Below are 21,846 nucleotides of genomic sequence, written 5' to 3'. Positions count from 1 at the left end.
GACTTCAACCCGCAATAGGGTCAACAACGAGTTGTCCGCCGTCCCGTGATGGCGCGAACCGGCAGGCCTCTTCCTGCCCCTCAGCATATTTTGCACCGCTCGCGCTGTTCCCGGGGGAACACATCGCGCAATGCCCGCTCGGTTAAAATAGGGTTAACGGCGATGATGTCCCGTTCTTCCGGTACGCAAATGCGACGCGACCCCTCGTGACGCCTCAGGTCACGACCCTGATCGAGCCCGCATTCCCCGTCCATGTACGGCATTCAGGCCGAATGCCTTTGCACACCAAGGAGAGCACCATGTCTAAAAAGCTGCTTTCTCTATTTGCCGGCGGAGCGCTTGCGCTCTCGGTGGCAGCCTATGGCGCGGCAGCTGCGCCGATCAACCCAGGCGGCTTTTCCCGTTCGACGAGCCGCCTGGAGATACCGGTCCGCTCCGGCGGGGGCGGAATGCATGGGGGCTTTGGAGGCATGCACGCCGGTCACATGATGGGCGGACCACGCTTCGCGGGCCCTTCCAGCCATCGACACATCGCCGACCGTCACCGGCATCACCATAACCGCTTCTTCTTTGCCGGTTACCCCTACTATTACTATGATGACGGCTATGACGACGATTACGATGGAAGCTGCTGGTGGAGCCGTTCGCATCGGCGCTGGATCTGCGGCGACTGACGACCGAAACTCGTAATCAAGTCATCACGATAGGCCCTCAACACTCAACGCTTGTTGAGGGTCTTTGCTTGATTTTTATGCGCGAGCCCGGTGATCCGAGCAATACGGAGGGCTATTGAAACGAAACGTCCACGATGACATCAATCGTGGAGCATGCGCTAATCAATGCTCAACCATCTTCAGACTACGCTGCACTCTCTCATTTCCGCCCGCCAGCATACTCAAGGTCTGTAAAATGTACCGCCTGCTCTCCGAGCGACAGCGCCCCCTGACGGGCCTTGCCATGATGGCGCTGATTGCACTGGCATCGAGTTCGACGATCGATAGCGCCGAAGCCGCAAGCCGCCGATCGCGCAATATCGACGACGTATCGCAGGATACTTTGACCGGCCAGCCAATGATGGCGATCGTGTCCCTCAAGGATCAGCGGGTCAGCATTTACGACGCTGCGGGCGGGGTCATGCGCGCGCCGGTTTCAAGCGGGCGAACGGGCTACGAGACCCCGGTCGGCACCTACAGCGTTCTTCAAAAAGAAGAGGAGCACTATTCGAACGTCTACGATGACGCGTCGATGCACTTCATGCAACGCATCACGTGGTCAGGCGTAGCGCTTCACGCAGGCGCTCTTCCGGGCTACCCGGCATCGCATGGATGCGTCCGGATGCCGGACGGCTTCGCCCAGCGCCTCTTTCCGCTGACCAAGATCGGCATGCGCGTGATCGTTGCCTACGACGACGTCGCGCCTGTCGAGATTTCCCACCCGATGTTGCTGAAGCCCACGCCGCCGCCTGCCATCGAGTCTGCTGTCGCGATCCCGATGTCGTACTATGACCAGGACAGCGACGATAGCGCGAGCCCGTTTGAACCCGACGTGAAGCGTTGGCCGGCGCGCAAAGCCCAACTCGAAGCCCTGAAAGCTATTGCAGCCGGCAAGCGGATTGAAGCCGATGCCGCAAATGCCCAGGCCGACGAGATGAAGCAGATCGTCGACGAAAAGAAAGAACCTCGCGACAAAGCCGCCAAGATTGTCCGCAAAGCCGAAGCCGCAAAAAAGTCCGCCGACGATCGAGTTGCAAAGGCTGACAAAGGACTGGCGGCCGCAAAGTCCCCCAAAGCCACCAAGAATTGGGAAGACACGAAGGCGAAAGCGACGAAAGCCGCCGAAGAAGCCGCGGCCAAATTGGCTGTCGCGGCAGCCAATTTGAAAGCGGCCGAAGACGAATTTCAGGCGGCCGAGAAACAAGCCGCGCCCTCTGAAGCCGCAAGAGCCATCGCGGTCGCTGCCGCAGACGACGCCAAGCACAAGACGCAACCGGTTTCGATATTCATCAGCCTCAAGACGCAACGGCTCTATGTGCGCCAAGGCTACGAGCCCGTATTCGAAGCCCCTGTCACAATCAGCGAGCCCGATCGGCCGATCGGCACGCACATCTATACCGCCGTCGAATATACGAACGACGGCAAGGATCTGCGCTGGCACGCGGTGACGTTGGAGCACAAGGAAGCCGATTACGCCTACAACGACGACGACCGCCTCCAGCAGACGAGCGATGCCGTCAACAACACGCCCCAGACCGACCTTGCCAAAGCCGCCGCCGCGCTGGACCGGGTCACAATTTCGCCGGAAGTCATCGCGCGCTTTTCCGAGGTCGCCTGGCCCGGCTCATCGCTTATTATTTCCGATGAGCCGATGAGCAAAGAAACGAACAAGGCGACGGACTTCATCGTACTTGTTAGCACCGAACCTCAAGGCGGCATCAAAAAGCGGCCGAAGCAGTTCTTCCCGTCCGACAACTTCTATCGCGATAGCTCCGACGATTACTATTACGGCTACGACCGTTACGGACGGCGGGCATATCCACGGCAGAAGTCTTTCTTCGGCTGGTGGTGATGCGCGGGGAGGCCCCCTCCCCGCCGCTTTTTCAGCAACGAAAGATGCGCAGGAAGCCCTGGCTTCCTTGAAAATGCCGCGAGGACGTTATTGCTTCCGAACAATCGAATTCGGAGGATCCGTCATGAATGCGCAACCACGCCTTGCAAGCGACATCTCGACACTCGGAGTGATCGAGCAATTGCGCGACGCGCTGAAATACGCCGACAGCGAGCTTCAGCGCCGCTGCGTCATCTCGAGCAAAGTTCGGGAAGCCCTGAGCGTCGCCGAGCGCTTTCTCGCAAACGCCGGACCCTGAAGCGCCGCGATCCGGCCCCGAAGCTCAGTCAAGCGGCAGACCGCACACCCACTTGAACCGGGAAACGAGCGCGTGGAAATAGGTGCGCACCGTCTCCCTGACGGCGCGCCTGGGCGTGGCGCCGTCGAACAGCTCCTCGAATTCGAAGCGTGGCCTGAGACCAAGCCGGTGTCTGTGCGGATAATAAAAAACCAGCACCGGCGACCGGCGCCACCAGACCTTGAACTCAGCGTCTGACATTTGCCGCGGCGACACCGGCCACAGCAGCCCTCCGGCTTGGATCATGTCGGCCGAAATCAAGTCATAAACGGCAGTCGCTATACCCTTCCGCTGAAATGATTTCTGCACCTCGGCTTTTGTGATGACCGCGATACCGTTGACCATGCGGCCCACCTCGCAAAATCCAACGGCCTCCTCGCCGATCACAGCCGACAGTTCCGTGCGGAAAATGCGATACGACATCCCGGCGTCCGTCAGAGCCCGTCGCAGGAAGAACACGCGACCGCTTTTCGTCGTCAGCGGAACGATGGGATGATCGAGTACCCGCGCCCGCAAGAGCGTCTCCGCCTCCATCGGATCGAAGTCCGATTTAGCCTGCTGCGCCATCAATCTCGAGTAAGAGGCTTCGGCTTTCTGTAATCGCTCGGGCACGACCACCACCTAGCTATCCGGATACTTCTCCAAGAAGAATTCGGCAGAAGGAGTTAACAAGCGCCCAATTCTGCCCCATGCCAAAGCGCCGAAATGTGAAGCACACCGCATTTATTGATCCAGTAGCGGAAAACCCGGAGTTTACGCTGCGCATGCGCCGCATTCCGGACTGGGAGTTCAGCCGGTAAGCCATCGGTGAGAATTGCTATCGGGCGGGTGATGTCATCGTGATATTTCAGTCGCCCGCACGGCAGGCTGCAAGTATAGAGCCTGCAGCCGTTCGTTCCGTCCAGCCTTGATGGCAACCTTAAGGGGTCATGGAAGTTGCAGCCTACGAATAAGCGGAAAAAATCCATGCAGGATCGATTGCAAGAGAAGAAGCCGTTGACCAGTGCTGTCCAGAACAGCGCCCCGGCATCCGCACGTGAGCCGCTTCTTTCCAAGCGTGCGCTTTCCGTCATCGGTACACTCGCCCTCATTGGTCTGATCGTCGCCGGATATTTCTACTGGCAACATTCGACACTTTATCCCTCGACGGATAATGCGCAGGTCCAGGCCAACATCGTCCAGATAACTCCGCTCGTCAGCGGGCTCGTGACAGAGGTCAAAGTCGAACCCTTTGCGTCCGTGAAATCCGGCGACGTTCTGGTTCAGCTGGACCCCGCACCCTACGAGTCGGCGCTAAAACTGGCACAGTCGCGCCTCACCGTCGCGCAACAGCAGCCGACCGGAACCGGCCCACAGGCAGTCGCCGCGAAGGCGAACGTCGAGCAAGCGCAATTGGCCGTCGATCAGGCCCGTCTCGATCTCGATCATGCCACCATCAAAGCCCCCGTCGACGGAACCGTCGGCAAGGTCCGCACGCAACCGGGCGAACTCGCCAAAGCCGGCATGCCCCTCTTCCCGCTCGTCGATACGGCGCATTGGTGGGTCGATGCGAATTTCAAGGAAACTGATCTTGCCCGCATCAAGGTGGGCCAAACCGCCAATATCACCGTTGACGCGTTCCCGTCACTGAAGTTCACCGGCAAGGTCGAGGCCATCAGCCGGGCCAGCAATGCCGCGTTCTCACTGATGCCGTCCGAGAACGCCACAGGCAGCTGGGTAAAAGTCGTCCAGCGGTTCCCCGTGCGCATCGGACTGACGCTTCGTCCGGACGATCCCCCGATCGGCGTCGGCGCTTCGGCATCCGTGACGGTCGACACTGCCGGAGAAAGTGACAGTGGCGGCAAGTGATCAAGTAGTGGATCCGGCAAGCCTGCCGATGACAGACAGGCTCCTGACTTCGCTCGCCGTTCTTCTTGCCGTTCTCATGGTCATACTCGACATGACCGTGGTGAATGTCGCGTTGCCCGAATTGATGGGCGCTCTCGGTGCCACACCCGATCAGATCACGTGGGTATTGACGTCCTACATCGTCGCCGAAGCGATCGTCATCCCGATGAGCGGCTTTCTGGCCGAACGGTTCGGGAGAAAGCGCGTTCTCATCATCAGCGTCGCGGGCTTCGTCGTCGCGTCGATGCTCTGCGGCCAGGCCCGCACGCTCTTTCAGATGGTGTTGTTCCGCCTCCTCCAGGGTGCCTTCGGTGCGAGCGTCATTCCCCTGTCCCAAGCAACGATGGTCGACAGCTTCGATGCGCAAAGCCGCGGCAAGGCGATGGCCGTTTGGGGGATCGGCGTACTTCTCGGGCCCATCATGGGTCCGACGGTCGGCGGGTTCATCACCGATCATCTGGGCTGGCCGTGGGTATTCTACATCAATCTGCCGATCGGGATCGTCAACCTCGCGCTTCTCGTCGCCTACCTCAGACCGACGAAGCCGATCCGCATACCTATCGATTGGTTGGGCGCCGCCCTTTTGGCGATCGGTATCGGCAGCCTTCAGATGCTGCTTGATCGCGGCAACGTCGAAGACTGGCTGCAATCGAACCTGATCGTCATCTTGGCTCTCATATCGATCGTTTGCATCACGACCTTCGTCTACAGAAGCTTCAATCGGCCGGACGCGGTCCTCCAGCTCAGCCTGCTGAAGGATCGAAACCTCGCCACATCGACGTTTCTCATCATGGCGTTCGGCGTCGGAATGCTGAGCACCATCGCGCTGCAGCCGCTCTTTCTGGAGCACCTTCTCGGCTATCCCGCGAGCACGGCAGGGCTCGTGATGGCTCCGCGCGGCATCGCCGTGATGTCGGGAATGATCATCGTCGCCGCGCTGATCTCGCATATCGATTCACGCTGGCTCGTATTCCTCGGCCTCGTGTTGTCTGCCGGCGGCACGTACGTCACGACGACGACGTATAATCTCGACATCGACAAATTCTGGATCATCGCGCCGACCATCGTTCAAGGCATCGGCATGGGCATGATATTTGTGCCCCTTTCGACGCTCGCCTATCAGACCTTGCCGAAGAGCGCCTCGGATCAAGCCGCAAGCATCTTCAACATCGCACGAACCATCGGGGGCTCCGTCGGCATCGCGATCGCCGCAACGATTTTGACCCGCACGGCGCACCAGAACTGGCAATCGCTCGGCGGCGCGATGGACCCCTACAATCCCGCAATGCGCACCTGGCTCGAAGCGACCGGCGTCGCGCCGTCCAGCCCGCTTGCACAGCAAATGCTCGGCGCTGAGCTCATGCGTCAGTCGATGATGATCGGGTTCGTTGAAGCCTTTGGCTTCATCACGCTGAGCTTCCTCATTCTGATCCCGTTCGTGCTTCTGCTGAAGGACACCGGCGCCGGCTCGCCCTACGCCGTGGAAGGGAAATGAGCGCGGCTGATTATCGGCTCAATGCTTCCGCGCAGGATTGAAGTTCATCGACGGAGTGTTCCGACGAAATGAAAAATCTCAACCGGCCCGCGTTGATCCGCACGCCGGGATAGATGATCGGTGACGGGTTGAAGCCCTGCTCATACATGCGCTCCAGAAGCTTGCCTGTATTCTTCACTGATCCGACAATGATGGGGACCATTCCAACCCCGATGCTCGTCCCCGTATCGAACCCGCGCGCGCGGCAGTCTCTGAAAAACAGCTGGCAATTATCATGGAGGCGCTGAACACGCTCCCGCTCACTTTTGAGAATGCGCAGGCTTGCGAGTGCCGCGGCGGTCATTGCGGGGGGAAGGCTCACCGAATAGACGAAAGCCGGTGACGAATATTTGAGAATTTCGATCAGTTCCGCATTGCCAGCAATAAACCCGCCGCAGGACGCGAGGGACTTGCTCAGAGTGCCCATGAAAACGTCGATTTTCCTTGCATCAACTCCGGTATATTCCGCGACGCCCCGGCCGCTTTCGCCCAGAACCCCGACGCCGTGGGCATCATCGACCATCAACCAACAGCCGAACTTCTCTTTGATCTCGATGAGGCTGGAAAGATCGACACAATCGCCCTCGGTCGAATAAAGCCCCTCGATGATAATCAATACGTTTCTGAAGCTGTCGCGATTTCGGAGAAGTAGCCGAACAAGCGATTCCAAATTGTTGTGCTTGAAAGTCTTTATTTCAGCGCCGGATAGCCGTGCGCCGACGATGGCACTGTTGTGCACGAACTCATCATGAATAACGAGGTCACCCTTGCTCACAAGCGTGGCGATTGTTGACACGTTGGCGGCGTGCCCGCTCACAAACATCAGCGAATTTTCGAAGCCGAAAAACTCCGCAAGCTCCGCTTCGAGCTGCTGATGCATGTCCAGGCTTCCCGAGATCATGCGGCTTGCCGATATACAGGAACCAAACGCGTCGATGGCACTTCGCGCCGCCGACAGAACTTCGGGATGATTACTCAGGCCGAGATAATCGCACCACCCGAAGTTTACGAGCTGTCGTCCCTCAATGGTCACCAACCTCTTCGAACGGCTTTCCTGAATCTTGAAGAAAGGATTTTCTATCCCCCAGGACTGCGCCAACATTTTATATTGCCGGATCGACCGAGATCGTGACGACTCGGAAAATGCAGCGGCCTCTCGATAGCCGAACCTTTGAGCTTTTTGGAAACCAAAGGCGGGTCTCAAGGCGCGAGTGGTATTCGATGCCATGGGCTTGACCTTTCCATCCTGCAAGAAAGGATGCGCACCTGCGTTAATCCGTCCGAGGATCGATCTCGATGCATGGCTCATTCCCCATTGTGGGCGGAGGGCGTCGCTCGAGATCGCGCAGCTATCATAAATATACAACGGCCCGGACAAGCGACGGTGCCCCTCCTTGCGGGCCAATTCAGTGTCGCCAGTTGAACTAGCTGAATGGCCTACCCGCTTCGCCGGGTGAGGAGGAATCCGAGCGAACACGGCCGATCCTATCCGAACGATCGATCTTTGCCGATGAGTACCGTGAGTTTCTTCGAGGACGAAAAACTGCGGGTTCAGCGCTTCCCCGTGAAGTTCGGCTAGGGGATCGTGACCCGTTTCGCTCTCGCCCCCCTCGCTGACGTGAAGATCGGTCTCGAACAATGAGCGAGATCCGTGAACGCGCCGGCGCGGCGATCACGGGCGGACGCTCTCTCGATTATTTTTTATCGGCGCCGCGAGCGCGCTGGCGGCGAGTTCCGGAAACACTTCCGCGAACGGCCGCGCGCTTGCCGGTTGCTCGGAAGAAAGCCGCTTGAAAATGGCTGGGAGCGTCGGCTCCCAGCCCAGTTCGCGCACATCACTCGTTGCACAAACGACTTCTTGAGCAACCGAAGACTTGTCGAGGCTCACTCAAACGTTGGTTGTTGCCTCGTATCGACAATTGCCGCATCAGGAAGCGGTGACATCTGCAGACGCAATTTAATTCCGCGCCCGCGACAACTACAAACACTAGGCTGCCAGAAGCCCCATTAATAGGGATATTCCAGCAATCGTCCCGAAGCTGCCCGCAATCTTATTCAAAAGGCTCGATTGCGCTGCGCCGAGGCGATTGAAGCTGGCCCCGAGAGCGAGTCCAGAAGCGTGAAGCAGGGCCGTCGCGACGACAAAGCCAACTGCGTACGGCAAGAATGCAATGGCGAGGCCTGCACCTTCATTGCCGTGCGCGTGCCCGTGGAAAAGTGCAAAGGTTCCGACAAGCGTCATCGCCGCAACGGTTGGCAGGCGCACACCAAGAGCGATTGCCATGCTCATGACGACAACTGAAAGGCCGATGCCAGCCTCGACCATGGGCAGCGGCCACCCATAGTAACCCAACACGCCGCCGAAGATCATTGTGCCGACAAATGCCAATGGTACGAGCCAAAGCGCCCGTCCGCCAAGCTTCGCTGCATAAAGGCCGACCGCCACCATTGCGATGATATGGTCGATGCCGCTCATCGGATGCAGAAAGCCCTGACTGAACGTGTGGACCGCACCGAGCCCGACGTGAGCCGAGGCTGGAGCGGCCGCAACCACCATCAGGATCGAGCCCGCGCCGATGGCCTTTAGAACGTTTTGCACGCGTGAATGTCTCATCGTACGCCCTCCTATTTCATGACTTTGCTGCGATGGCCGAGCTTGCCATTCGCCACCAGAGTTCCAAGCACATCGAGCACGACCCGGCAGGCGAGCTGCGCGGTGTTGTCGTTGACGTCGTACGGCGGCGACACCTCGACGACTTCCATGCCGCATAAGCCTTCGGCTGCGATCGTGTGGATCATCTCGAAAGCTTCGCGCGGCAGCAGCCCGCCGGGCTCCGGCGAACCGGTGCCGGGTGCAAACCCCGGATCGATCGAGTCGATATCGAACGACAGGTAGACCGCCTTGCAGCCTTCCCAGGCCATCTCGAGCGCAATTTCGGCGGCCTTCTTCGGGCCGAAATGCTGCACGTCGTGCATCGTCAGCACGCTCGTTCCGCGGCGCTTCGCAACCGCCGTTCCCGGACGATTGCCGTACCAGCCGCCGATGCCGATCTGCACGAGATTCTTCGGATGGCAGTTGGGCAAACCGACATCGTGCATGTGGCTATGGTCGCGATGCGAGGTGTGCGTTCCCTCGTTCGTCGTCCAGAACCAAGGCGTCGTGTGCATACGCTCATCCATATCCTTCTCTTGGATATCGATGTGCCGGTCGATGTGGATGATGCCGACATTGCCGTCGATATGCGGAGCAATGCCCCGCACGTTGGGGAAGCCCAAGCTGTGATCGCCGCCGCAGATGATCGGGAAAACGCCCGACGTGTAAATGTGCGAAACGGCCTTCGTCACCTGGTCGAACGTCTTCTCGATGTTGCCCGGAATGACGAAGATGTCGCCGGCGTCGCAGAGATCGAGTTCCTCATAGATATCGACACCGCCATCGAACCAGTAGCCGTCGTAGAGCGCCGAGATCCGGCGAACGGCTTGCGGCCCAAAGCGCGTACCGGGCCTGTAGGTCGTCGCCGAGTCGAAGGGCGCGCCGACAAAAGCCGCCTGGTAGTCGCCGATCTTGCGGATGTCTTCGCAGTACGGCGCCTTCATGAAGGTATTGATGCCGGCGAACGCCGGCTGATGGCCACGGCTGAACAACGAGATGTTGCGATCGACGACGGATGAGGCCGCCTCGAGCCCGTACTGAAGTGATCGAGACACTTCTTCGTCCTGCTTGATCTGGGAGATGCGAGACAACGTCTCCATGCTCTTCGCGCCATGCGTATCTTCGCGTTTCACCCCATGTAGATGATGTCTGTGCTTGTGGTGGCCGCCGCCATCACCACTCTTCCTATCGTCGGTCATTTCGTGTTCCCTTCGAAACAAGTTGTGACGATAAGGATTCCGCAAATCGCAAATTATAAACACTCTCGAAATATCAATCGAAAGCATTGCTTATTTCAATGGATGGAACTCCCGCAAACGCGCATCCATCGACATCGCAAAGACCTTGCGCAGCTCTAGAGCGAGTAGGCTTGCCGACAGAGCAATCTCCTCTGCCGCTCTCAAAAATGACTGCGATTATTCAACTGCTGCGCAATGAGGCGTGCGGCGCCCTGAAGTTTGCTCCTCGAATATCCGCGAAATCGGATGGCGAGGTGCCATGGTTCTTAGCCGCGGCACCTCACCGATTTCTGACTCACTGATCGTCAAGGTTGATTGTAAGCCGCCAGTAGGTGTCCGGCGTAGATCGTCAAACCGCCAGCAAGTAACGTTATGTAAGGCAACAGGCCGGCGCGACGAGCGATTGGCTTGCCTCTTTCCTCCAGGTCATCTTGCATCCAACGCGGGAAACTCCCCCCGTCGGTCACATAATGGCGGTAGGCAAAAATGGGGATGATACCAGCAACGATAACAAGACTGGTCAGTAGAACGCGCTGCCCCCAGAAGTCCGCACCCCAACCCATGATGAGAAGATTGAGGAAGCCACAGCCTGCGCCTACGGCCAGCAGCCAAGCCGGTGCACGATAAGGCCGCTCTTGGTTTGGGCGATCAATGCGATGAAGCCATCCGGCCTGCAGATTGAGGAACACGAAGACCATATAGGTCGTGTTAGCGAGGACGATGAGAAAAACGTAATCCGATATCGACAGAAGCGCAGCGTTGAACACGAGGTCCGTCCACATCGCCGCTACTGGAGCACCGTGACCATTGACCCGCGAGAGATACTTGGGCAGCCAACCATCGTGGGAACCTTGATAGAGCGTGCGTGATGAGCCGGCCATCGCGGTCATCACCACCAGACAGATCGATAATGTCAACGTTGCGATGACGATATTGCCCAGGATGGGTCCTGCACCGATCATCTGGGTCATCACTTTGCCCACACCGGTGCCATCGTAAATTGCTGGGTCGAGAAGACCGTTGAGGCCCAGATATCCTTGAAATGCGATGGGAACGAGCGTGTAGAACGCGATGCATAGCAGGCCAGAATACACCAGCGCCCGAACAGTATCGTATCCCGGGTTCTTAAACTCGCTCACATAGCAAACCGCCGTCTCGAATGGATAGGTTGACCACGCTGCCAGCAACAGACAGGCCATCAAAGTCGTGATTCCAACCATGTCCCAGGCGCCATTTACTGGCTGTCCGGAGGCGTTTTGGATAAGAGGCACAAAGGGCGTGAAGTTTTCCGAACGCACGTCACCCGTGATCAGCGGCACGATCCCAATCAGCAAAAGCGGCAGCAGCACAGCGACGGCGACAATCATCTGCACACGCGCCGCTTTTAAAATTCCGCGATGTTGAATCGCGAAAACTGTGAGCATCAACGCCAAACCGAGAAAAAAAGTCGCGTTGAGTCGGACAACGACACCGTCTTTAATGAAGTTCAGATCGAATAATGTGATCTGCCAAGTTCTGATTACAGAATCAGCGGGAAACAGCAGATTTAGGACGTAGCCTGCGGCAAGTCCTGAACCGATCGCGAGAACGGGCGACCAAGAGAACCAGTTTGCCCAAACAGAAATTGGCCCTAGCATTTTGCCATAGGGAACCCAGGCAATGGCACCGTAGACGGAGGCTCCGCCGGACTTTTTCGGAAAAAGGCCCGAGATTTCCGCATAAGTAAAACACTGGACAAAGCCGATGAGCATCGACAGCATCCATACAGCGGACGAGATATTGCCCGCGGCGGATGCAACGGCGCCGATAGAGAACAGCACCAGCACCGGCGTGCCGGACGCAATCCAAAACGCATGCTTCCAATTCAATGTGCGGCGCATCGTGCCCGTAGATTCGGACACTTCCGGTGCGGCCGTTAATGCCATCTCCGACATCCCGTCTCCCTATATGTTCTTTTTTTGACGGACCCGCACCTCGACGCACAAGATGCAAAGACCCGCAATAGGAGATCATAGGGACGCGGCCTAGTGACCTCCCTTCAAACTATTTTATGCATTGAGTAGGCCGATGCTTGTCCGGGAAGGTCGGATAGGAACGCGCCCGGCAAATCTGAATTCTATCGCTCGCAAGTAACGCTGAACTAGGGATTCTCGTCCTTTTGCTCGGACAAGATTTGAGCGCCGTGCTTGAGCTTCCGGCCCACTTCTTCCATGAAGATTTCGGTCACAAGCCGCTTCGGCGCATGCTTGTTTGAAACCGCATAGATATCGCATCCGGTGCCCAACGATTTAGGAGTCAGGGGACGAAGAGTTCCCTTTTTCACGTCTCCTGCAGCCATACGTTCAGGGAGCAGACAAACTCCCAATCCGAGAACGGCGAGCCGCTTTGCCTCTTCCAGATTGGGCGTTGACGCTGCAATGCGTTTCCCAAGCCCGTGGCGCAACCTATAATTGGCCAGAGCGTCCGGCTCATCGGCCCCCGTTAAAATCAACGGCTCGTCTGACAAAGACTCGACGGAATCAACCGAAGTCCCGAAAAGGTGATGGCGCTTCCCGCAATACACTAAATGCACTTCACGCGTCAGAAACTCGTATCGCAGCTCTGTGTGTTTCGTATGAACCGCAGTGATACCTACATCAACCTCGTTTCGAAGCACTGCCAAAGACACCGTTTCCCATGGAGCCACTTTGATCTGGAGTTCAACAAGTGGACATAACGTGCTGTATGCGACCAGAAGCTTATCAAATTTCGCGTCGATGAAGTTGCTAATGGTAGAGAGTCGAAGTCGACCCCGAAGGTCGCTCGATGCATTATCGAAGCTGTCCGGAATGCGGTCAAACTTCGCATAAACTTCGCTCACGCAGTCGTACAGAATCCGTCCCTCATCAGTCAGCTCGAAACCGGCAGGCCCGCGATGGCACAGGGTTTTGCCGAGTTGCTTTTCAAGCCTTTGGAGGGCGAGGCTAAGCGTGGACTGCTTTCTCCATAAGACGTTTGCAGCGGATGACACGCCATTCGCTTCCACGATGCCGTAGAATATTTTGAGGAGATTCCAATCCAGATCTAGACAAAAGTTTTGACGCAATGTCATGCCGGCCTCCTGCGATACCACCGTCCCCGTTCGTGCAAGAGGGATCCGTAAGGCGCGTCGACAAAATGTCCGATGACGGGACGGTTCAGCTCGGTCCCCCGAAGGATGCGGAATTTTAAATCGGCCACGCCGTAGCGTCGCAAACTAGCCGGCATCGTTCGCTCCCGCGATAAGCAGGAGGCTAGCCAATCGGCCAATGCATAAACGCGCAACACCGCCATCTCCAAGTTGAGATGGGGTCGTCCCCGGGAATTGTATGGGAGTGACGCTAGCCGTCTAGCGCCTCACTTTTGTAACAACATCAAAGCCGCCGCGCAACCGTTGCGTCTTGGTCTCGAGGCTGGAAGACGAAAAACTGAACGCGGAGCCGATGAAATTGCGAGCAAAGAAGCGTGCGCGTCGTGGCTAAACGCACGGCTTTGAGGTCGTAGCTCTAGAGCAGCAGCCTTTCAAAGCATCATTTCTCGCATTATTTCCCAACCCAGGATTCCGTTGGCTCGTCGTCGGGAACGGGAAGGGATTTGAGATAAGTCACGACTGTCCATACGTCGTCAGCGGACATCAGTCCGCCAAACGCAGGCATACCTTTCGGTCTGCCGAAATAGATCGTCTGAAAAAGTTCATCCTCTTCGCCGCCATAACGCCAGCGCCCGTCAGCGAGACTAGGAGCGGCGAAACCAGTCGCTCCTCCACCGTGACATCCGTCACAGTTCATGGCCGAAAACATCTGCTCGCCAGCCGCCGCAACCTTACTGTTGCCGGAAAAAGGATTGACGAGCTTTCCTCCCACGGGCGGCGCCCCGCCGGCTGCAATATGAGATTCGTATCGGATTGCCGGCGGGATGTTTTCCGACGTGCCGGATTGAGCCTTGGGCGCTTTTTCGTCAGCGGCCGTCGCTAAACCAATCTGTATTGCGAACAAAGCCATCGCCCCCGCAGCGACGACCGGTGCGATTGTCTTATTCATAGCTTTCTCCCGGTTCAATCGCATCGCGCGACCACCGCGTCAAAGACCGAATATCCAAACGATTCCGCCGTGACTCGTATGGCGTGCGAGGTCCGGCATGAAGTCGGCGGGCGGGCGCACGTCGGTAGCATCAGCTGAGGTATCATTGGCAAATAAAGCCAAGTCTCCGCCGATACCGGCATAAACCGCGACGTATTGCTTACCGTCAGGGCCGCGATAAGTGATCGGGTTGCCGACAATGCCCGAGCCGATTTTAAACCTCGACAGCACTTCACCCGTCTTGGCGTTTACGGATTTGAACCAACCGTCGAGCGTCCCGTAAAAAGCGACGTCACCGGCTGTCACGAGCGCGCCGCTCCATGAAAGAAACTCTTCTTTCGTTTCCCAAACCCGCTTGCCGCTCCCCGCATCCCAAGCAATGAACCCGCCGAGGTTCTTACCTGCGGGCCCGACATGGTAGGGCGTGTTTCCGCCGATGAATGGCGTGCCGGCGAAGCGCGCCGCCGGCGTCGCTGCATAATCCATGCAGAGATTATTGACCGACGTGAAGAACAACCCGAGCTTCGGCGAATAGGCAGGCGGAGCTGCAGGGCTGACCCCGCCTTCAAGGCTCGGACACACGTTTTTAACGAGGCCCTTCGAGGCCCCCGTCTGCTTATCCGCAACGAACGCGGGACGCCCTGTCGCTAGGTCGACACTTGTCGCCCAATTCACATCGACGTACGGCTTTGCCGACAGCAATTCTCCCGTTGCACGGTCGAGCGTATATTGAAAACCGTTCTTGTTGAATTGGACCAATACCTTTCTCTGCTGACCTTCAATAGCCAAGTCGGCGAGAACCACCGCCGAAGTTGCGTCATAGTCCCAGCCGTCGTGTGGTGTGACTTGATAGGCCCAGATCAGCGATCCGTCGGACGGTCGGCGCGCGATTATGCTGGCGGTCCAATTATTGTCTCCCAATCGCTGTTCGGCGTTATAGGGGGAAGGATTGCCAGACCCGTAATAGAGCAGGTCGAGTTCGGGGTCGTACGAAATCCAGCCCCAGACGGGCCCACCGCCCGTTTGCCAAGTGTCACCATCCCAGCTCTTGGTGCCGATATTTTCTGCGTCCTTGACGTAGTGCGGCTTGAATGTTCCCGGCTTCGCCAACATGTCGGAATCCGGTCCCATGTTGTGCCCGGTCCAGACGATTTCTCCCGTTTTTGTGTCTAGTCCTTTGAGCCACCCGTAAATCCCGAACTCCCCGCCCGAAGCACCGACGATGACACGATCTTTGATCACAAGAGGAGCCATCGGCGTTGTTTCGCCTTGCCCCATATCGGCGATCTTCGTCTTCCAAATCTCTTTGCCGGTTTCCGCGTCGATGCAGACCGTGTGTCCATCAAGCAAATTGTAAATAATCCGTCCGTCCACAAACGACGCTCCACGATTGATGGAATCGCAGCACGCAACGCCAAGCGCATTTGAGCTGATTGCCGGACGGTATTTCCACTTCAGCGGGTAGCCGTCTTTCGTCAAATCGAAAGCGTAGAGAACGTTGGGATAGGGGGTCACGACGTACATCGTGTTGTTGACGACAAGGGGCTGCCCTTGGTGGCCGCCGAGAACGCCAGTAGAAAATGTCCACACCGGATGCAGACCCTTGGCATTGTCGGAGGTTATGTCCGTCAGCTCGCTGTAGCGAGTTGAAGCATAATTTTTACCCGGCAGTGTCCATTGACCATCATCGGCTGATCGCGCGTTCGTCGAAAATCCAATAACAGCCGAAGCGAAAAACGTTATCAATCCGAAAAATGCAGCTGTGAGCCGGGCAGTTCGATACGTGATGGTCATGACAACCTCATCAACGATCAACACCCTACCACGACGCTAGGCGTGTTGCTTCAGCAGGTCAACGAACAGGCTTTGCGCGCGTTCACGCGGCACGCAAATTTAATTACTCGCAGGGAACGTAAAATTGAAAATAAGCCAAACATCTTTCTAAAGCAGGTGTGTCGTTCCCCGCTGACGAGGACGCTGTCTATGCCGCCAAAAGTGCACTCCCTTGGGAGGGGGAAGAGGTCGAGAGCCGACAACCCGTCGCGCGTTTAGGCGGCGCGTGTCGCGTGGTCAGCGCAGGGTCGTTCCGGGTGAAGCGAATGATCATCACACCGATCAAGAAGGAAACCAGACCACCCAGCAAAAGAGAAAGTCGTAGGCCCAAAATCACCTTCGACCAGCATTGGCATTCAAGCGCTTCCCACCCACCTCCGGCAAATGCTGCCCCCGCCAAGCCTGCGAGAAGAGCGTGTGACTTGCCGATCGGCAATCCAGCCCAAGCCGCGAAAGCACCAGAGGCAATGATACTAGGCATCGCTGCCGTGATGGCGTGAAGTGTGATGGCGCTCGGGTCGACAATGCCGACGCCAACCGTTGCTGCCACTGCCGTGCCAGACATTGCACCGGCCATGTTCATGATCACCGCCATGACGACGGCAGCGCGCGGCGACAGAGCGAAGCCCATGCGCGACGAATTTCAGGTAAGTCTTTTCTAGGATTTGTTCTCGCGATGCTTGATCGGTTTCACTCGAACGCGAAGTGGCTTTTCAGAGCCGGAGTGGTGAATGCCAATTTAAAGGAATTCAGCGCGTGAATGTTCTTCGATCTCTGAAGTTTGCAAAGCTAGGCCGACAAACGATGTGCCGGGTTCCAGAACATGGGGCACGATGTTTCCCTGCGTGCCATTGGTGTTGATTATGCCTTGGAAGACAGAACGGCCGCGAATTCTCTGAAACCAATTTGCGTAGCCGTCGACGAATGAGTGCGTGACGGTGCAGGTGAGATGACCACGATTGTCGACGTTGAGAGAAATCCAACGCTAGCCACCACCCGAGAAGCCGGGACCGACAAGTAAGGCGTCGGTCATGACACGACCAGACAGCAGAACGCCTGCTCCACTTGTAGACATCCCAAAGCAGTACGCCCGTCGCCACGACAGCGGCGTATGTCGCGATGATATCGGTGGGCGTCATGTGGCGCCTCAATCAAGAGCCGCCGCTGGGGCAAACAGTCGTTCGAATTCTATCTGGTCACCCACCAGTAAACTTGTCACTGCTGCCGGGACGGTCGCTTTCTCGTAGCCGGGGAAGAGGTGTTTGCAGGCTTCCGGCAGAAGAAGATAGACGTGCTCGGTCTTGAAGGGCTCACCATCCAGAGTGACCATCAAAACCTTCCGGTAGTCGTCAGTCCCATTCGAAGCGAGAGACATCATCATCGCTACGAAACGATCCTCATCAGCCGACCAGTGCGCGCCAAATGGAAACGTCTTGGTGAGCCAAATCATTCCGCACCATTTGATAGGGACGCCAGCACCCGTAGATTTCCTACAGACGCGCACGAGGATGGGCAGAATTCCGATTCGAGCGGCTCACCCCGCGCCGTTCCACAGTCGGAGCCGACAGGGCGAAAAGCTCAAGCATTGGGAACGCCTTACGAGTGCGGCTTCACATAACCGCAAAAAACCTCACTAAAAGCAATCCGTATCCCGACGTTCCTATTCTCGTTCCTATTCGTGATCGCCGCTCAGGCCCCATTGACCGTAAAGCGAAAACTCAAATGAACCAGACAAGCTGCAGATTTTCAGTAATCTTTTGGACGCCTGCGGATACGGGCAGATGGGAGGTTGGTGGAGAGGGCTGGATTCGAACCAGCGTAGGCGAAGCCAACGGATTTACAGTCCGTCCCCTTTAGCCACTCGGGCACCTCTCCCCAGGCCGGTATTTCGCGGCCGTAGAAATGAAAGCGCCCTGCCAACCGGGCAGGGCCTTCGCTCCGCGTTATCTTCATGGGGGCCTTTCATGTCAATCGGAAAAGCGGCAATGTGCGCTTCGGCCCCCATCCCGTTGCCGAACTGGGTATCCCGAGCGGGCCGATAGCGATTAATTTTTCGAGGCAAGCCCTGCAGAAACCACGATTCAACAAGCCGTGGCGCGATAAGAAGCGCTCGAGCGACTTTTCATCTCGCCCCGGCGGACGGCCAGAAAATAGCCGAGGAAACGATCGAGGGTACGCCCGCGGCCACACTGAGAACGAGGACGGCCCGATTCGGCTGTTCGGGCTCCATGCGGTCGAAGCGGCGCTGAAGAACCCAGCGCGCAAGGTCCTGCGCGCGCTTTTGACCGAAAACGCCGAGCGCCGCCTCCTGGAGGCCGTCGGCAAGATCGAACTGCCGATCGAGCGTGTGTCACCGCGTGACCTCGATAAGCTCCTGGGCGCCGATACCGTCCACCAGGGGGCCGCCATCGACGTCGACCCGCTGCCCGAGCCCGACTGGCACGATCTCGCCGAAGCCGCAGGCGGACGCCCCCTCATCGTTCTCGATCAGGTGACGGACCCGCACAACGTCGGCGCAATCTTGAGGTCGTCGGCCGTCTTCGGTGCCAGTGGCCTGGTCATGACGCGCCGGCATAGCCCTCCCCTCAACGGGGTACTCGCCAAGTCCGCGTCCGGCGCGCTCGAACTCGTTCCCGTCGCCCTCGTCGCCAATCTCTCGCAGGCTCTCGCTGAGCTGAAGGAGGCGGGCTTCGCCGTCATCGGCCTCGACAGCGGCGGCGAGCAACGCATCGAGACCCTCGACTGGTCACAGCCGACGGCGCTGGTGATGGGCTCTGAAGGCAAAGGGCTACGCGAGCTGACCCGCAAGACCTGCGACAGCCTCGCCCACATCACGACCGACGATACGCTCGCCAGCCTCAACGTCTCGAACGCGGCCGCGATAGCACTTCACACGGCGCTGCTCGCCCGGAAGAAATAAAAGCCGAAAATGAAAGCTCAAAAATGAAAACGGCCGGCGCGTTCCCGCGCCAGCCGCTAATTCTCAACCGAACTGATCCGGCCTAATCGCAGATCAGCGGCCGTTCGCAGAGATATCGTCCGCCGCGGCAGACCGTATCGCCGAAGTCGTTTTCAAAGCACCGGCGCCCGGACCAGCGGCACTCTTCGCGGCCACGGTAGCAACGGCCCTCGTCATAGCGCGAATAATAGCGGCGGTCATAATCACGGGAAGCCGCAGCGGCGCCCAGAATGCCAAGGCCAATGATGCCGGCAGCGACACCAACGCCAACGCCTGAGCCCCGGCGAGCCTGCGCCTCTGGAGCGACGGCAAGCATCATTGAAGTCGCGACGGCAAGCGCCATCATCGCGTTACCAATTCTTTTCATCATGGGTTGTATCCCCTCACCAAATTACTCGAACGCCTGCATGTCCCGCTAGCAGGGGGATATTCTCAAAATACCAATGAACATGTTCTGAACGAGCACTGCGAATACTCCGCACGAGCACCCACGCATGCTTTCGCGGTAAATCAATGGGGCCGGAACGTCACAAAATAAGAACCCAACAGACACAGACGAAAACGCCCAGTTCGAACTCGGACCGGGCGCTTCAAATGCTCATGGGATCTGACGATGTCGACCCAAGGCCAAGCCGGCGGCTGGGTCCGCGCAGCGGATTAGCGGGCGCCAACCGAGCGAGATTACCAGTCGCCGCGACGATGGCCACGGTAGTGCAAGCGATGCCATTCGACGTGATGATACCGCCGGTTCGGCGCGCCCCAGGAGGCGTAATAGGGCGGCAACGGCCCCTTGAAGCGCTTGATGATGGGGGGACCCCACTCGCCGGAGTTGTAATAGGGATAGTAGCCGCGCGGATCGTAATAATACGAGTAATAGTTCTCAAGCGCCGGATTGGGACGGTAGACGTGCGGCCGAAGATCGGGGCTGTCCAAACCCCACGCCGCCACCTCGCCAGTCGGCACTGCAGTAGCCGCAACAAGCGCGGCGAGCGCCATCAAGGATTTAAAGCGCATTGGGTGACCTCCCCCTGTGGGTTCCAGCTGCCTTCGCGGAACACTACGCAAAAGGTCCGAGAATCGTTGCCCAGAGTATCTTAAGATCGGTTGAAGACCATCCGCCGAAGTCTCCGCAGTGCGGAATCCGCCGCCCCCGTTACATCTCTGCAAGACCCCCGAAACTACCGCGCGTTGCGCTTGGCCTTCGGCGAGATCAACGTGAGCAAGAGAATGTAGAGGTCGAAACCAACCGAACAATTGTCGATGTAATAGAGATCGTGATCGACGCGCTGCCGCATCGCCTCCTCCGTGCGGGTCTCGCCGCGGAAGCCATTGACCTGCGCCCATCCCGTGATGCCGGGCTTCACGTTCAGCCGCCTGGGGTAGCGTTCGATATGTCTCTCGAAATAGCGGTCGTGCGCGACGGCATGCGGCCGCGGACCGACGAGCGACATTTCGCCCTTGAGAACATTGATGAGCTGGGGAAGCTCGTCGAGAGACGTCCGCCTCAGGATATTCCCGAGAGCCGTCACGCGACCATCGTTTTCCGTCGCCTGAACGATCACGTCGCCGTCGTCGAGAGACGTCATCGTACGAAACTTCCAGATCTGGAATTCCGCGGTGTTGTATCCGCGCCGCCGCTGTTTGAAGAACACCGGTCCACGGCTATCCAACTTGATCAGGACCGCGATCACCGCGAACAGCGGGCTGAGAAGAGTGAGCGCGACACCCGCAGCCACCATATCGAACCAGCGCTTCGTGGCAGCTTCCAGCGGTCCGAGGGGTGGCCTTGTCAAAGAGATGGTCGTGGTTTCGCCGAAACGCTCGATGCGTGCGTCCTTGAACCCGCGCACGAAGCCGCTCGTGCTCAAGTGGAGAGCGACGGGCAGAACACTGAAAGCATTGACGGCCCGCTCCAGGAACTGGCTGCGCACGAGCTCGTGCGAAATGATGACGTCTTCGACGCCGAGCATTCGCGCCTTTGCGATGGCCGCATCCAGAACGGCGTCGATCTCATTGGGCTCTTGCGCAAGATTGGGAACAGTCGTCCGCGCGATGACCCAGAACCCCGCCGCAGCGCCGTTGATCTCTCTTTCGAGCGCGGAGACGTCGCTGTCCGTCGCCACGATCATCACCTTCCGCCAGCGAATCCAGCCGCGCGACATGATGTGAACCGCGGCGCGGCTGAGCGCCGAATTGAACAACAGCACACTGGCAAGCCCCGATACGAAAAAGACAGCCAGCCACCCGTGCGAAAACTCTTTCGTGCTGTTCGTCAGAAAACCGATGACCGCGAGACCAATGAACACGAGGCTCCACGTCAGAAAAACGCGCCCAGGGCTACGTCGTCCCTCCAGCAGCACCTCGATGGCGTATTCGTCGCGAATGAGAAACGCCAGACTGTAGCCGAGCCCCGCGAGGATCCCGGCCGCCGCGTAAGTTTGGCCGAAGCCGGCCTCGCCATTGACCACCCAGTCGTAGGACATCCCGGTCGCGATCGCGATCAGCACGATGCCGGCAAGCTCGGTTAAAAAAGCTGCCGCACGGAAACCCGATTGCGTCAGAGCAAATCGCGAGAACCTCATGAGGTTCGGCGAAGCAAGTTGTCGAACAGTTCCAAGCACTGAGAAGCGTCCTGTCACACCGGCAGGCAAAGCCAAACGTCCCGCCGCATGACAACAATGCATTTGCCGGGCCGTTGCGGCGCGGCATGCGGTTTCCCTTCGAGCAATGCCCGATGAAGTCC

The 21,846-nt window shown here is 58.1% G+C and carries 19 protein-coding genes and 1 tRNA gene; 6 read left to right on the top strand and 14 right to left on the bottom strand.

Annotation, left to right across the window (positions count from 1 at the left end; all coding sequences use genetic code 11):
• Positions 1-299: 299 nt before the first annotated feature.
• The 3 genes from AACL53_RS07810 to AACL53_RS07800 all read left to right on the top strand — a co-directional run bounded on the left by AACL53_RS07810 (position 300) and on the right by AACL53_RS07800 (position 2,863).
• The gene (locus AACL53_RS07810; RefSeq protein ID WP_339083926.1) at positions 300-674 is read left to right on the top strand and encodes a hypothetical protein; all 375 of its coding nucleotides are present in this window, start codon (positions 300-302) and stop codon (positions 672-674) included.
• Positions 675-909: 235 nt separating this feature from the next.
• Positions 910-2,565, top strand: coding sequence for a L,D-transpeptidase family protein (locus AACL53_RS07805; RefSeq protein ID WP_339083925.1), 1,656 nt, complete (start codon positions 910-912; stop codon positions 2,563-2,565).
• Positions 2,566-2,689: 124 nt separating this feature from the next.
• Entirely contained in the window at positions 2,690-2,863 is a 174-nt protein-coding gene (locus AACL53_RS07800; protein WP_339083924.1) for a hypothetical protein, read from the top strand.
• A 24-nt stretch (positions 2,864-2,887) separates the two neighbouring features.
• Here AACL53_RS07800 and AACL53_RS07795 read toward each other — a convergent pair whose 3' ends face one another.
• Positions 2,888-3,469 (bottom strand): N-acetyltransferase, encoded by a 582-nt coding sequence (locus AACL53_RS07795; RefSeq protein WP_339083923.1) that lies wholly within the window; start codon positions 3,467-3,469, stop codon positions 2,888-2,890.
• A 399-nt stretch (positions 3,470-3,868) separates the two neighbouring features.
• On the opposite strand from AACL53_RS07795, the gene AACL53_RS07790 reads away from it, so the two are divergent.
• Both AACL53_RS07790 and AACL53_RS07785 read left to right on the top strand, forming a co-directional pair.
• A complete protein-coding gene (locus AACL53_RS07790; RefSeq protein ID WP_339083922.1) occupies positions 3,869-4,750 on the top strand; it encodes an HlyD family secretion protein in 882 nt (293 codons plus the stop codon).
• A 28-nt stretch (positions 4,751-4,778) separates the two neighbouring features.
• Positions 4,779-6,284, top strand: a complete 1,506-nt coding sequence (locus AACL53_RS07785; RefSeq protein WP_339083921.1) for a DHA2 family efflux MFS transporter permease subunit — start codon at positions 4,779-4,781, stop codon at positions 6,282-6,284.
• Positions 6,285-6,294: 10 nt separating this feature from the next.
• Here the strand turns inward: AACL53_RS07785 and AACL53_RS07780 are convergent, their stop codons facing one another.
• The 10 genes from AACL53_RS07780 to AACL53_RS07735 form a co-directional block, all read right to left on the bottom strand.
• A complete protein-coding gene (locus AACL53_RS07780) occupies positions 6,295-7,356 on the bottom strand; it encodes an aminotransferase class I/II-fold pyridoxal phosphate-dependent enzyme (RefSeq protein ID WP_339083920.1) in 1,062 nt (353 codons plus the stop codon).
• Between the two features lie 954 nt (positions 7,357-8,310).
• The gene (locus AACL53_RS07775; RefSeq protein ID WP_339083919.1) at positions 8,311-8,937 is read right to left on the bottom strand and encodes a HupE/UreJ family protein; all 627 of its coding nucleotides are present in this window, start codon (positions 8,935-8,937) and stop codon (positions 8,311-8,313) included.
• A gap of 11 nt (positions 8,938-8,948) precedes the next feature.
• Positions 8,949-10,076: an agmatinase family protein gene (locus AACL53_RS07770; RefSeq protein ID WP_339086910.1), complete on the bottom strand. Its 1,128-nt coding sequence runs from the start codon at positions 10,074-10,076 to the stop codon at positions 8,949-8,951.
• 443 nt (positions 10,077-10,519) lie between these two features.
• Positions 10,520-12,148, bottom strand: a complete 1,629-nt coding sequence (locus AACL53_RS07765; protein WP_339083918.1) for an APC family permease — start codon at positions 12,146-12,148, stop codon at positions 10,520-10,522.
• 206 nt (positions 12,149-12,354) lie between these two features.
• A complete protein-coding gene (locus AACL53_RS07760) occupies positions 12,355-13,305 on the bottom strand; it encodes a LysR family transcriptional regulator (protein WP_339083917.1) in 951 nt (316 codons plus the stop codon).
• A 469-nt stretch (positions 13,306-13,774) separates the two neighbouring features.
• Entirely contained in the window at positions 13,775-14,272 is a 498-nt protein-coding gene (locus AACL53_RS07755) for a c-type cytochrome (RefSeq protein WP_339083916.1), read from the bottom strand.
• Between the two features lie 39 nt (positions 14,273-14,311).
• The gene (locus tag AACL53_RS07750) at positions 14,312-16,105 is read right to left on the bottom strand and encodes a PQQ-dependent dehydrogenase, methanol/ethanol family (RefSeq protein WP_339083915.1); all 1,794 of its coding nucleotides are present in this window, start codon (positions 16,103-16,105) and stop codon (positions 14,312-14,314) included.
• Between the two features lie 187 nt (positions 16,106-16,292).
• Positions 16,293-16,775 carry an inorganic phosphate transporter gene (locus AACL53_RS07745; protein ID WP_339083914.1) on the bottom strand — a complete coding sequence of 161 codons (483 nt, stop codon included), beginning with the start codon at positions 16,773-16,775 and terminating at the stop codon, positions 16,293-16,295.
• A gap of 516 nt (positions 16,776-17,291) precedes the next feature.
• Entirely contained in the window at positions 17,292-17,594 is a 303-nt protein-coding gene (locus tag AACL53_RS07740) for a hypothetical protein (RefSeq protein WP_339083913.1), read from the bottom strand.
• Between the two features lie 340 nt (positions 17,595-17,934).
• Positions 17,935-18,019, bottom strand: a tRNA-Tyr gene (locus AACL53_RS07735).
• Between the two features lie 112 nt (positions 18,020-18,131).
• Here AACL53_RS07735 and rlmB point away from each other — a divergent pair.
• Positions 18,132-19,064 (top strand): 23S rRNA (guanosine(2251)-2'-O)-methyltransferase RlmB, encoded by a 933-nt coding sequence (gene rlmB, locus AACL53_RS07730; protein ID WP_339083912.1) that lies wholly within the window; start codon positions 18,132-18,134, stop codon positions 19,062-19,064.
• A gap of 82 nt (positions 19,065-19,146) precedes the next feature.
• Here the strand turns inward: rlmB and AACL53_RS07725 are convergent, their stop codons facing one another.
• The 3 genes from AACL53_RS07725 to AACL53_RS07715 all read right to left on the bottom strand — a co-directional run bounded on the left by AACL53_RS07725 (position 19,147) and on the right by AACL53_RS07715 (position 21,685).
• Positions 19,147-19,473, bottom strand: coding sequence for a hypothetical protein (locus AACL53_RS07725; RefSeq protein ID WP_339083911.1), 327 nt, complete (start codon positions 19,471-19,473; stop codon positions 19,147-19,149).
• 311 nt (positions 19,474-19,784) lie between these two features.
• The gene (locus AACL53_RS07720) at positions 19,785-20,117 is read right to left on the bottom strand and encodes a hypothetical protein (protein ID WP_339083910.1); all 333 of its coding nucleotides are present in this window, start codon (positions 20,115-20,117) and stop codon (positions 19,785-19,787) included.
• A gap of 164 nt (positions 20,118-20,281) precedes the next feature.
• Positions 20,282-21,685 carry an exopolysaccharide biosynthesis polyprenyl glycosylphosphotransferase gene (locus AACL53_RS07715; RefSeq protein ID WP_339083909.1) on the bottom strand — a complete coding sequence of 468 codons (1,404 nt, stop codon included), beginning with the start codon at positions 21,683-21,685 and terminating at the stop codon, positions 20,282-20,284.
• Positions 21,686-21,846 lie beyond the last annotated feature (161 nt).

The organism is Hyphomicrobium sp. ghe19 (genome assembly GCF_902712875.1).
In the GTDB taxonomy this organism is placed as follows: Bacteria; Pseudomonadota; Alphaproteobacteria; order Rhizobiales; family Hyphomicrobiaceae; genus Hyphomicrobium_B.
Note: the sequence above shows the minus strand (reverse complement) of the source record. Positions and strands in the feature narration are given on the sequence as shown.